The sequence below is a fragment of the Novosphingobium mathurense genome (assembly GCF_900168325.1).
GTDB lineage: Bacteria > Pseudomonadota > Alphaproteobacteria > Sphingomonadales > Sphingomonadaceae > Novosphingobium > Novosphingobium mathurense.
The window spans coordinates 369,357-381,546 of sequence record NZ_FVZE01000004.1; the positions used below are offsets into that span (position 1 = coordinate 369,357).

Consider the following 12,190-nt stretch of genomic DNA (forward strand, 5'->3'; position numbering starts at 1 on the left):
TACCTTGCGCTACTCGGCCGCGATCGGGCGGGTTTCCGGAGCAGGCGAGGGAAGTGGCGCAACTTGGTACAGCCGGAATGCGACGGCGAGCGCAATCAGTACGAGAGCGCAGGAGAAGAGTCCGACCCCATTCCAGCCCACCCAGGTCCAGGCATAGCCACCGGCAGAGCCAAGAACGCTCGAGCCCATGTAGTAGAAGAACAGATAGCACGCCGTCGCCTGTCCGCGGTCCCTGCGTGCGCGTCTTCCAACCCAGGCCGAAGCGATCGCGTGCGCGGCGAAAAAGGCCATCGTAACGATCCCGATACCGGCGATAATCAGCGGCAAGGCGCTCGCCGCGGTAAGGGCGATGCCCAGGACGAAGAGAGCAAGTGGCAACCACAGGCATTTACGGGGTCCGAACTCCCCGGAGAAATGGCCTGCGACTGCGGAACTGAGCGAACCGAGCAGGTATAACAGGAAGATCAGACCGACTTGTGCCTGCGACAGCGAGTATGGCGGGGCGAGCAGGCGATAACCGGCATAATTGTAGATGCTGATGAAGGCACCCATGATCAGGAACGCTTCCAGAAACAGCCAGGGGAGGGCCTTGTCGGCGAAGAGGTGCCGAAAGCCGGCGATATAGCCACCCCAGGAGTGATGGCGTGGACTGAATTGTCGGGAAGGGGGCAGGATCTTCCAGAAGAGAGCGGCAATGATCAGTCCAGCCATCCCCGTCATGCCCAGCGCATCACGCCAGCCGAAATATTCGGTCAACACGCTGACCAGCAGTCGTCCGCTCATGCCCCCGATTGCCGAGCCGGCGATGTAAAGGCCCATCGCCCGGCCGACGGCACCGTCCTCGACCTCTTCGCTAATATAGGCCATCGCGACGGCCGGAACGCCGGCCAGGGCCAGTCCGCACAGGAACCGGGCCGCGAGAAGACTGTGCCAGTCGGGCAGCAAGCCTAACAGGGTGGTCAACGCCGCTGCCGCCAGCAGCGAGGCAATCATCAAAGGTCGACGCCCCAGCTTGTCGGAAACCTTGCCTGCGACCAGCAGCACGAAGGCCATCGGCCCGGTTGCCAGTGAAACCGCAAGACTGGCTTCTTCCGCTGCCACACCGTAAGCCCTGCTGAAGAATGGCATCAGGGGCTGAGCGCAATAGAGCAATGCGAACGTCGACAGTCCGGCAAGCAGCATGGCGATGCACAAAAGCCGATATGCGGCAGTTCCGGGCGTGATTTTCTCGGCTTCCATTCGCCTCGCTATGGGGGGCCTCCCAACAGCCTTCAATGCATGAAATGACGCCCTAACGCGCAAGACGGATAGTTGTGCGTTGGTGACGGTCCCCTTAAGTCGAACGATGTCCAGCAAGTAGTGGGTTCATGCCGAAGATTGTCGATCACCAGGCCCGGCGGCGGGCCGTTGCCGAAATCGCCGCGAAGCTCATCGCCCGCGACGGCATCGAGGGGACCAAGGTCCGTGAGATCGCCCGGCTCGCGGGGTATAGCACCTCGATCGTCTCGCACTACTTCAAGAGCAAGCACGAACTGCTCATGTCAGCCTATCGCATGCGCATGGAAAGGACCGTAGCGCACGTCGAAACAGTATCGCGCGAGGGAAACGAACTTCTCCATTGCCTGGGAGCCGTTCTTCCACTGGACGAGGAACGGGTCGAAAGCTGGCGCATCTGGCTGGCCTTCTGGGGGCTCGCAACGGCGGATGAAACCTTTCTTCTGGAACAGCGGCAGCGCAGCCGCGAGTCCGTTGAACTGTTCCACCGCACCATCGTCAATGCTGGCGCGATGCAGGAAGGCGAGCATTCCTGGCTCGTCGCCCAGGCCCTGCTGAGCAGCGTTGCCGGGATCGCAACCCAGGCGATCTACGACCCGGAAAGCTGGCCACCGGAAAGGCAACTCGCGATCCTGAAACTCCAGATTGACAACAACATCCCCGGTTAGATGCCTCGAAGCGCTTGATCGGGATGGGTTGCGCTTCGAACAAGTCTAGACCAACGGGCTCAAGCGACCTTCACGATGGTTCAGCAGGGCATCGAGGAGATTGAGGCCCCGTTCGAGCGTCTCTTGGTCAAGGCTGCCTCCGATCGACAGTCGAATGGACCGCGAAGCAGTTTCACCAATTGCAGAAAAGCTCTCGCTCGTAACGAGTGAAACGCCAAGCGGTTGAAGCACGGAGACAAATTCAAGCGGGTTGGCCGTCGGTCCAAGGGGAATCCAGAGATGATATCCCTCAGGTGCTGCATGGTAGGTGCCGGTCGGCAGGATGCGCCTGACCATCTCCTGGCGTGCCAAGCATTCGTTGCGAACCTGGTCGACAAGTTTGCGCCAGGTCCGATTTCTCAACCACTGCGTGCAAACCGCCATGTTGAGTGGGGGAGCCATGATTGTGGTCTCGTGCACGTCGGCTGCAAGGCGCAGGGCATCTCGGACATGCGGTGCACGCAGATAAGCGATGCGCAGCGATGGCGAGATGATCTTCGAAAAGCCGGCGACATGCCAGGTCCGCTCAGGTGCCAGGCTGGCAAGGGAAGGAATTTCGGCGGTATCAAGGCGGCTGTAAGGATCATCCTCGATCAAGGCCACGTCATGCCGGCGCGCAATCGAGACGATCTCCTCGCGGCGCGCCAGTGGAAGCGTCGCCGTAGTCGGATTCTCGTTCACAGGCACCAGATAGATCGCCCTGATTGCATCCCCGGTGCAGGCACGAGCGAAAGATTCAGGCATAATGCCCTCAGCATCGGCTTCGAGAGGCACAATGCGCAGGCCGCGATTGCGGCAGATCGAAAGCCATCCGGGATAAACGAAAGGTCCCGTACAAACGGCATCGCCTGGCTTGAGTACCGAATTTGCGATCGCGTGCAGGGCTGTCTGCGCGCCGCTGGTTACAAGGACGTTGTCCTCGCTGGCCGTAATGCCCCGTTCGGCGAGCCAATCTGCGCCCGCCTGTCGGTCGACGGGTGCGCCGCCGGCCGGTTGATATTGCATCCGATTGGCAGCCGTTGAGCCTCTCAACACTTCCCTGACCGTGTCCGCGAAATCCTCTGCAAACGAACTGTTCGCAGGGATCGGTGGAAGGTTCATGCCCAGATCGAACGGCGCGACCGAGGTCTGGATCGAAGTGACGGAAGCCTGGCCTCTTTCAAGCACGAAACTGCCCCGGCGCCCCTCAGCTTCGATAAGGCCCTTGTGACGGGCTTCGGTATAAGCGCGCGTAACCGTGCCCAGATCGATCCCCAGCGCATCGGCAAGCTCACGTTGGGGCGGCAGGCGATCTCCCGGTCTCAGGCGGCCGGTTTCTATGTCCCTGGCTAGTGCGGCACTTATCGCCAGATACATCGGCCCTGCGTCGGCCCCGATCTCCGGCAACCACCTTTGGGACGATTTTTGTATTGATGCTGTATGCATGCAAACTCGTTTAGCACTTTCCGGACTGCCACAAAACGCGAACTTGAACCTTTGGATCTTGATCTTCGGGATCGACGACCCGGGGCCTTCAACGGTCGGACTTGTGTCGCAAGTCCCGTCGGATTGACAGGCTCCATGCAGATTGTCTGGCATTTATCGGACTCGGTGCAGTCACGGGCCAATCGTGCAGCCGTTTTTCGGCTCAGGTCGGAGCCTAGGTCTAGTCCCGGTGAAAGAACGCAGCCCTGCCGGCAAGAACGTTGCGCGCCATTTCGCCGCCATCGTGCAAGGCAAGGGGACCGCCGGGCATAGTCTCATCCCAGAAATCTCGGTCAGCGTATTGCCTGAGCGCACCTTCGTAACGGGACAGCCTTTCTTCTTCAGCCTTCAACAGGCTCGCCGCCACCTGCACTTCGCTCAGGTCGTCGCCACCGCCGCCGAGCGCAAGGCGAGACAGGTCCGAACGATCCAGACCATCGAAATATCGTGCGGCAGCCTCTCTCGCGCGAACGAGGAGGTCAACTCTACCGTCAGTCATGTTCATTCTTGCGATCAAGCGCGGCCTTCGCATTGAGCTGGGCCCAGAGCGATCCGGTGCCGGCCTCCTGGGCCTTGTTGACGTACTGGGAGGCGACCAGCCATCCCTTGATGTATTGCAGGGGCCAGACGCAGCCTATGGCGAGAAGCGGAAATGAGGTCAGCAGATGGACCCAGAACGGCGGCTCATAGGCAACCTGCAGCCAGACGGCGAAGAAGGTGAGCGGAAAGGCCACGATGCAAAGCGAAAAGAAGGCAGGCCCGTCGTCGGGAGCTGCAAAGCTATAGTCCAGTCCGCAGGCAGGACATTGATCGTGCAGCTTGAGCCATTTTCGAAACATGCTGGCTTCGCCGCAGCGAGGGCACAACCCCTTCACGCCGCATCGGAAGATCCAGCGAGCCTTGTCATGACGATCGGTTTCCTGGCTGTCGGGGGCGTCGGTTTCCATAATGCAGGCTCAAACCTTCAAACATTGGCTTTGCGATTCGTCTTGTCGCATTATATGCTTGTTGTATGCATACAATGTCAATGCATAACTACCGGGGAAGCCGGCAACCTTGATCGCTGCGGATGCGGGAGCAATCAAGGTTGCCGTTGATCAAGCGCGCGCACGGACCAATCCATCTCCTTTGCCGACGCGCTGCAGATAGCGACCGGTAACGGAGCGAAGGTGACTGGATCGGGCGAGGTTGCCGGCTCCATCGAAGTCGGCAAGATGGCTGACATGATCGTACTTGACCGCAACCTGTTCGATGCATCCCCCGAAGAAGTGGGCCAGATCCGCGTCCTGCTCACGATCTTCGAAGGACGTGAGATCTACAAGATGCAGTAGCACGCGATTCCAATGCCCGGGGGCCGCGGACAATAAGCCAGGCGTTGCCGGTTCCAGCAAAAGGAGCCAACGCTGCTACCCTGACCTCCTATCAGCATTATGTTCTGAACGTTATCTCACCAACCATTGATGAGCCCAGGGTCGATCAATTCCTCGGACAACGAGCATTCACACGGATGGTTTGACCGATCCGGCGGCAGCCAATTCCGCCAGCTTGCCGCGCAGCCATGACAGACCTTCGTCATTGGTGCGGGTGGCATGGAACTGGATCATCTGGCGCATCGAAGGCAGGGCGATTGGCGACTCAGCGATGACAAGTGACAGGCGCGGCGCCATCAAATGGGCAAGCCGTTCGTGCATGAGTGCCAGGTGCTGCGTCCCGGGCAGTAGCCAGGGGGCCTGGATGAAGGAAGGTACTCGCACCTCCACCCGGCGCTCGATCCCCAGTTCCTGCATGGCTGTTTCGATGAACGCACCGCTTCCGGAAATCTGGACGGCGACATGACGACTTTCCAGCCAGGTTTCCATCGAAAGTGGCTTCTGCATTACCGGATTTTCCGACCAGCCGACTACGACGTAGCGTTCGACGAACAGCAGTTCACGGGGATGGTCCGGGTTGAGGAATGGCTCCGGCGCTATCATCAGGTCGATGTCGCCGTTGGCCAACCGCTCGCTCGCGTAGGAATCTGGCAGGACGATGTCGATTCTAAGACCAGGCGCCTCGTTCTCGAGCACTTCCAGCAAGGGCGCCATCAGGATCGTGGTTATGTAGTCGGATGCGGCTATAAGAAAGCGGCGTTGGCTCGTCGCAGGGTCAAATCCTGCGCCCGACGAAATTAGCACTCGCAGGTCGCGTATCGCAGCAGATACCTTCGGCCCGATCTCGAGAGCCTTAGGGGTCGCGATCATCTTCTTCCCATGCATGATGAAAAGTTCGTCATGAAATGCGTGGCGCAGCCGCTTGAGCGCAGCACTCATGGCCGACTGCGTGATGTTCAGCCGAGCCGCCGCCCGCGTGACGCTGCGCTCCTTGAGCAGAGCTTCCATGGCGATAAGCAGATTGAGATCGAAATTGTCCAGTCGCATGCAGGATCATTTACAAAATTTGTGAAAAATGACCAATTCAAAAAATTGGACTGATGCCAGGCCACGTGACAAATCCAATTTCGCAATCGGCTGGATAGAGAGCCGATGCACAGGAGGATACCCGCATGGCTCGACTACTATTATCCGCAAGCGCTCTCGCCCTGGCAGCAACCGGCCAGGTGGCGTCAGCTCAGACAAATCAGTCGACCACTTCCTCAGCGCAATCGTCTGACTCAGCAGTAGGCATCAGCGAGATTGTCGTTACGGCGCAACGGCGAGAGGAATCGGCCCAGCGGGCTGGCATACCGATCGACGTGGTCAGTGGCGACGAATTGACCCGCCAGGGGGTAAACGAAGCTGAAGATCTGTCGAAGCTGGTGCCCGCGCTCAACGTGCAGTCCGCCGGCGGCGCCAACCTCACCTTTTTCCTCCGCGGCGTCGGCAATTTCACCGTCAACGGCTATTCCGATCCCGCGCTCGCGTTCAACTACGACGGGGTCTACCTGGCCCGCCCGACTTCTGCCTCCGGGGTGTTTTACGATCTGGCCCGTGTCGAAGTTCTCAAAGGCCCCCAGGGAACGCTTTACGGACGCAACGCGACTGCCGGTGCGATAAACGTCATTCCGCAAGCGCCAAAGCTCGGTGACCTGTCTGGCTACATGACCGCGAGTTACGGCAATTACGATGCGCTTACGCTGGAGGCGGCCCTCAATGCGCCCCTGAGCGAAAATGCAGCCGTGCGCGTGTCGGGCAATCTTGCGCAGCATGACGGCTACCTCTCGGACGGTACCTCTGACCAGCGTGGGCGCGCGGCGCGCGTCCAACTGCTTGTCGAGCCAAGCGCCGATCTGCGAATTCGCGTGGCTGCCGACTATTCGCATGATGGCGGCAAAGGTACTGGCTCGAGTTACGCCGGACGCTACGCTTTCAATTATCAGGCCGGCCAATATGCATTCGTGCCGTCGGGGCTCGACCGCTCGGTAGGACTGTTCGATCCGGAGGCACAGGCATACCGGCAATCCCTGTTCCTCGGCGTTTCGGGACGCACGGCCGCCCCGCTCGATCAGAACGTCTATCTCGACAACGCGTTCTACGGAATCAATGCAGAGATCAGCTACGATACAGGAATCGGCACCCTTACCGTAATTCCGGCTTGGCGCCGATCCAAGCTGGATACGCGGTTCGGCAATCCCGCATTCATCGGCTGGAACCAGGAAACCGACAATCAGCACAGCATCGAGGCAAGGCTGACTGGCGATCGCGTCGGCATGTTCGATTATGTCGTCGGCGCCTATTATTTCGATGAAAAGGTGAAAGGCAACTACACCTTTGCGCAACAGGCACTCAACGCTTATCAGGATTTCGATTCCAAGACGCGATCGCTGGCCGCGTTCGGAAGGGTGACCGCCCATCTGACCGACAAGTTCCGCTTCATCGGTGGCCTGCGCTATACCGATGATCACAAGCGGTTCGACGGCCAGGCCGATGTTTTCGTCATAGTCTGCACTGCCCGAAATGCGTTCGGTGCGCCGGACTGCCCAACGGTGCCGCTGCTTCCTGTAACTGACAGCTTCACCGAACTGCAACCGCCCTACATCATTCCCCCGGCCAATCAGGCACGGCCTATCGGCGCGACAGGGGCGATTCTGACCCATCCGGTTACGCCTGTGAACAGCGCCCTGAATTCGGGTCAGCTCACCTGGCGAGCGGGAATTGAGTACGATGTTGGACCGCAGTCGCTATTCTATGCTTCGGCCGAGCGTGGATACCGATCCGGCGGCTTCTCCCTGTCCGCGGGTTACGAAACCTATCGCCCGGAGTACCTGACCGCCTATACGATCGGCCTCAAGAACCGGCTCCTGAACAACCGCCTTCAGCTCAACATCGAAGGGTTCTGGTGGGACTACAAGGACCAGCAAATCGGCCGCATCGGTGTGGATGCACGCGGAAACCAGGGGCAGTTCAGCCAGAACATCGGTCAGTCGCGCATCCGCGGCGCCGAAGTGGACGTGGCATTCCTCCCCGTTCGCAACACATCGCTTAGTGCGGACATCCAGTATCTCGACACCCGCTACAAGAGTTTCGTTTACCGTGAGCCGGTCGGACCATCGGGCCAGCCGCCGCTGACGGGATGCGCGACGAGCCTCGCTTCGGGTGAGTACACCATCGACTGTTCCGGATTTCCAGCTTTCAACGCACCGAAGTGGACCATCAATCTCGCGGCGCAGCAAACGATCGAGTTCGGCGATTACCGCGTAGTCGCCGGGGTCGACACACAATATCGCAGCTCGCGTTACGTGCAGGCCGATTTCCTCCCCCAGGAGCGCGCGCCCGGCAACTGGATGACCAATGCGCAGCTTTCGATTAGCCCACAGACCGAAGCTTGGGAGATCGTCGCATTTGTTCGCAATATCGAGAACGATCGTATCCTGCTCAACACACCAGTCTACAGCGCGGCGTCAAGCCTGCAGGAAATTACGTCCGCTCCGCGAACGTATGGTCTGCGCGCGGGCATCAAGTTCTGACATGCTGCGCACGTTTAACCGCAACTCGGCGCGAGCAGCTGCGACATGGATTGCTGCAGCACTTATCACCGTGCCGATAGCGGCCTCGGGGCAGGCGCAGGGGGGGGCGCCTGCCCAATTCATCACGCTTGGCACGATGGGCGGGCCGGTCCCGGACTCGTCACGATCGCAGCCAGCCAATGTCATCATCGCAGGACGCGATGCCTATCTCGTCGACATAGGTGACGGGACGGCAGGGCAACTTGCGAAGGCTGGGATTGCGCTGCCTCGGGTTCGCGCAGTCTTCATTTCCCACCTGCATTTCGATCACACAGGCGGCCTTGGTGCGCTCTTGGGCCTGCGCTATCAGACCAACGCCCCGGGCAAGCTCACGATTTACGGGCCGCCCGGTACGAAGGAATTGGTCGCAGGGCTAGCGGCATCGATGGTCCCGGGCGCGACTGCGGGTTACGGCCTTCCGGGCGCCCCCTACGTCGATCCAGCCAATACCCTTGAAGTTATCGAACTGCGTGGGGACGACGATCTTATGCTAGGCCGCATACGTGTTCGGACCGTTGCCAACACGCACTATTCGTTCCCGGACGATAGCGACCTGGGTCGCCGGTTCCGTTCCCTCTCGATACGCTTCGACATGCCGGACCGCTCGATCCTCTACACCGGAGACACCGGGCCGAGCCGGGCAGTCGAGAGTTTGGCAAAGGGCGCGGACCTGCTGGTCGCAGAGATGATAGACGTCGACAGGACAATGGCCAAAGTGCGGGCCAATACGCCGAACGTGTCCGCTGATGCTGCCTCAGGCCTGATGCAACACCTTTCGAAACATCATCTGACACCGCTTGATGTCGGCAGGCTTGCGGCTGCAGCACAGGTCAAGTCGCTTGTCGTCACGCATCTCGCCGCACCGGGCGCTACTGGTACGGATGAACTGAAATACCTGCGCGACATTGCCGCCAACTTCAGTGGCCCGGCTGTCATCGCTCATGATCTGGACGCATTCTGATCTGCCCGTGCCTATGTCCATCAACTTCAGACGGTCCATCGGAGGACCGCCATTTCACGTAGTACGTCTCTGAGGCCGGGTAGCTCACGGGAGCTACCGGCCTTTCACCCCGCGACGACAATGCCGGGAAGCGCAAATCGTCCGGTAGATATTTGCCAGCTCAGGTGCAGGTCGCGACCTCGCCCGAGGTGTCAAAACGCACTGAGGTGGTACCGGAAATCTGGACAGGGTGCTAAGCTCATCCCGACGTGAGGAACGGGCGGGAATGAAGAAGACGAGAAAGCGCTACAGCGCGGAATTCAAGGCGAAGGTGGCGATGGAGGCGATCCGGGGCGAATTGACGCTGGCGGAGCTGGCAGCTGTGGAGCGGCGTGCAAAATTGGGTCTGACTCACATTCCGTGCAAATAGCGGTCATGCGTCGGCCATGATCCTTGCTTTGAGTAGGTCTATCTTGGCCCGGCCATACATCTGCCGCTTGATCGATTTGAGGCGGTTGACATTGCCTTCGACGTGACCGCTCGACCATGGACTGGAGATCGCAGCAGTTACGGCGTCTTTGTCCACTTCGACGCCAGCAGCGAAGGCGGCGAGCTTGGTGTTGGCGGCTTTGACAAGCCAAGGATCGAGGCGCGCCTCGTCCCTGGAGCGCATCATCGCATGAAACCTGTCCAGCACGTCACGTGCCACCACCAGCGCCGGTACTGCCGTTTCGATTACCGCGTTGATCATCGCTGTCTGTGCTGAGCCCGTCTCGCGTTCGGTCGTCAGGCTGCGGGCAATGGTACGAGCGCTGAGAGAAGAGCCCGCAGTATGCCCGAGCTTTTCGTCACGGCGCCGGCGGGTGGCCCACTCGCTAACTACGCGCAGTGAACCGGCAAACCCTGACGCCTTGAGACGCCGCCATAATTCGGCCCCGACGCGGCAGCCGGCGTTCCATTCGGCCTCAAGCGCGAGCGACCAGGCATCAAGTGAACTCCCGCGGCTGCGGAAGGTATCATGGCGCTGACCGCGTAAAACCTTGCGGATTGTCTGGCGCGAGACGCCCGTCATGCGCGCCATTCTCTTGATGGGCATGCCTTGCTCGGCAAGCTCGAGTATCTGCCGATTGAGCGCCTCACGGACCTGCGCACCATCCCACTGAAGGCGTTCGGCACGGGTCAGAGTCTCAGGATCGATTGGTCCCGATGGGGCCAAGGCCCGGCGCAGACAGGGCATTTCGGAGCGCACTGCAGCGAGGAAGGCGGCTGAGGCGTTTTCAAACAGATGCCAACGGTCGGCAACTTGCCGGGCCTGAGGCGCCGCTTCGGTCGCCGCAGCGATATAGCCCGCGCCGCGATCCCGGCAGATGACCTCGACTTGCTGGTTCTCTTGCAGCCATGCGATGACCGTCTCGCGCTGTCGGTCGGGTAGCAGGTCGATCACCTGACGGCGTTCCAGATCGACGATGATGCTGCCGTAGTCATGCCCGCGCCGCCATGCGAAGTCATCAATGCCGATCACTCGGGCTGGCGGTGGCGGTTCGGCCGTTGGGTCACCGCGACGCAGGACACGTAGCATTGTATCTCGCGACCAGGGCACCGCCAGTCGCGCCATCATCCGCGCGCCCGGTCTACCGCCCAACGCAACCGCCACCGCGCGAAGCAGCGCTTCGCAACGCTCGATCCGTCGGCCATATCGGCGACCAAACGCAGACGGCAACGGTTCGCTGAATGTCCTGCGTGAGCACGGCGCATGGCCGCAACGAAATCGACGCACTGACAACCGAAGCTCAACCCTGGCCCCGCTTATGGGCAAATCCGAAAGCGTTCGATCGTACCTGCTGTGGCAGGATCCTGAAGGCGTACCACAACTCGGGCAGATCCCGTGAGGAGCCGCCAGCCTGCCGAACATTTGGACTATGCCGTCCACGACCGCTCTGCGCTCCACGATCAAGCCGGGTAACGACAGCCTGCTATCCCATGCCTTCGCGACCATCGACCATTCTCCTTGCTGTGCGTCAGCAAGAATCCACCAGCTCGTGGCCGATCTTGTCAAATCTGCACGGAATGTGAGTCAGACCCAGTTTTGCGCGCCGGTTGACATCCTGGCGCGGGGCGAGAAGCGCCACTCACGCGGGGCTGGCGTTCTCATCTTGCAGGACATTATCAATGTCCGCTTGATCGCCAGGCGTGGCCATAGGTGGAGTGCTGGAAGCCCTTTAGCGATCAGCGATCTGGCGTGCCTGGCTTCACACCGCTCGTGCTCAAGGCCGACTTTCAGCCGGCAGGCCCCAATATCACGAGCCAGGTAGGTCTGAAAACAAGTGAATCTTGAGACTTCGAAGCGCTCGGATCAACCCTTCCAGGCTTTCGAGTTCGACAACGTTCGAGGCTGACAAGTGTCTGGTCGCCGCGCGTTCGTAGATTGCCAGGCATTCGCGGCGACGTAGGCGGGAGAAGTAGAGGATCCCGTCCAGGTCGGTGCTTTCATGCACGGCCTGACTGAACGCTCGCGCTTCCAATTGAGCCTTGGCCCCGACGATGTCAGTCGAAACTCCGAGCTTGAAGCAACCATCGCGCCGCAGGTCGAGAACATTGAGCGGTTCAGTGGCGTTGGCCTCGCATACGCCCCAATCGGTGAAATCGGTCCGCAGCATCTCTCTTGGCGTAACGCCTTCGAAGCGATCCCGTACGATTGCTTCAGCTATGCTCGTCGGGAGATCTTCCGTGCGTATTCCGATGAAGTCGGCCAGACATTCCGATACGAAGTCGGCCATGTTTTCCGACGCGAAGCCGGCCAGGGATTCCGATTTGATGTCGGCC

At 60.2% G+C, this 12,190-nt stretch carries 11 protein-coding genes and 1 pseudogene; 5 read left to right on the forward strand and 7 right to left on the reverse strand.

Features of this window, described 5'->3' with window-relative positions:
- Positions 1-9: 9 nt before the first annotated feature.
- Entirely contained in the window at positions 10-1,239 is a 1,230-nt protein-coding gene (locus tag B5483_RS14920) for an MFS transporter (protein WP_079730969.1), read from the reverse strand.
- Positions 1,240-1,367: 128 nt separating this feature from the next.
- Here B5483_RS14920 and B5483_RS14925 point away from each other — a divergent pair, with 128 nt between their 5' ends.
- Positions 1,368-1,943 carry a TetR/AcrR family transcriptional regulator gene (locus B5483_RS14925; RefSeq protein WP_079730970.1) on the forward strand — a complete coding sequence of 192 codons (576 nt, stop codon included), beginning with the start codon at positions 1,368-1,370 and terminating at the stop codon, positions 1,941-1,943.
- Between the two features lie 45 nt (positions 1,944-1,988).
- Here B5483_RS14925 and B5483_RS14930 read toward each other — a convergent pair whose 3' ends face one another.
- From B5483_RS14930 to B5483_RS14940, 3 genes are all read right to left on the reverse strand, one after another.
- Positions 1,989-3,560, reverse strand: a complete 1,572-nt coding sequence (locus tag B5483_RS14930) for an aminotransferase-like domain-containing protein (protein ID WP_245829264.1) — start codon at positions 3,558-3,560, stop codon at positions 1,989-1,991.
- Positions 3,561-3,627: 67 nt separating this feature from the next.
- Positions 3,628-3,945, reverse strand: coding sequence for a hypothetical protein (locus B5483_RS14935; RefSeq protein WP_054946329.1), 318 nt, complete (start codon positions 3,943-3,945; stop codon positions 3,628-3,630).
- The gene (locus tag B5483_RS14940) at positions 3,938-4,393 is read right to left on the reverse strand and encodes a DUF983 domain-containing protein (protein ID WP_079730972.1); all 456 of its coding nucleotides are present in this window, start codon (positions 4,391-4,393) and stop codon (positions 3,938-3,940) included. Before B5483_RS14940 ends, B5483_RS14935 begins: the two co-directional genes overlap by 8 nt.
- Positions 4,394-4,564: 171 nt before the next feature.
- On the opposite strand from B5483_RS14940, the pseudogene B5483_RS14945 reads away from it, so the two are divergent.
- Positions 4,565-4,777, forward strand: a pseudogene (locus tag B5483_RS14945) (amidohydrolase family protein); the annotation flags it as partial.
- 168 nt (positions 4,778-4,945) lie between these two features.
- Here the strand turns inward: B5483_RS14945 and B5483_RS14950 are convergent.
- Positions 4,946-5,863: a LysR family transcriptional regulator gene (locus tag B5483_RS14950; protein WP_079730974.1), complete on the reverse strand. Its 918-nt coding sequence runs from the start codon at positions 5,861-5,863 to the stop codon at positions 4,946-4,948.
- A gap of 125 nt (positions 5,864-5,988) precedes the next feature.
- Between B5483_RS14950 and B5483_RS14955 the strand changes: the two genes are divergently transcribed.
- The 3 genes from B5483_RS14955 to B5483_RS23230 all read left to right on the forward strand — a co-directional run bounded on the left by B5483_RS14955 (position 5,989) and on the right by B5483_RS23230 (position 9,797).
- Positions 5,989-8,388, forward strand: coding sequence for a TonB-dependent receptor (locus B5483_RS14955; protein WP_079730975.1), 2,400 nt, complete (start codon positions 5,989-5,991; stop codon positions 8,386-8,388).
- A 1-nt stretch (position 8,389) separates the two neighbouring features.
- Positions 8,390-9,388, forward strand: coding sequence for an MBL fold metallo-hydrolase (locus B5483_RS14960; RefSeq protein ID WP_079730976.1), 999 nt, complete (start codon positions 8,390-8,392; stop codon positions 9,386-9,388).
- 265 nt (positions 9,389-9,653) lie between these two features.
- On the forward strand, positions 9,654-9,797 hold the full coding sequence (locus B5483_RS23230; protein WP_176168069.1) for a hypothetical protein: 144 nt from the start codon (positions 9,654-9,656) through the stop codon (positions 9,795-9,797).
- 3 nt (positions 9,798-9,800) lie between these two features.
- Here B5483_RS23230 and B5483_RS14970 read toward each other — a convergent pair whose 3' ends face one another.
- Together B5483_RS14970 and B5483_RS14975 are read right to left on the reverse strand one after the other, a co-directional pair.
- Complete coding sequence (locus B5483_RS14970) at positions 9,801-11,363, reverse strand: ISL3 family transposase (RefSeq protein WP_079730977.1); 1,563 nt, start codon at positions 11,361-11,363, stop codon at positions 9,801-9,803.
- Positions 11,364-11,664: 301 nt separating this feature from the next.
- Positions 11,665-12,190, reverse strand: a 526-nt coding sequence (locus B5483_RS14975) for an RES domain-containing protein (RefSeq protein ID WP_079730978.1), incomplete at its 5' end; no start/stop codon positions are given.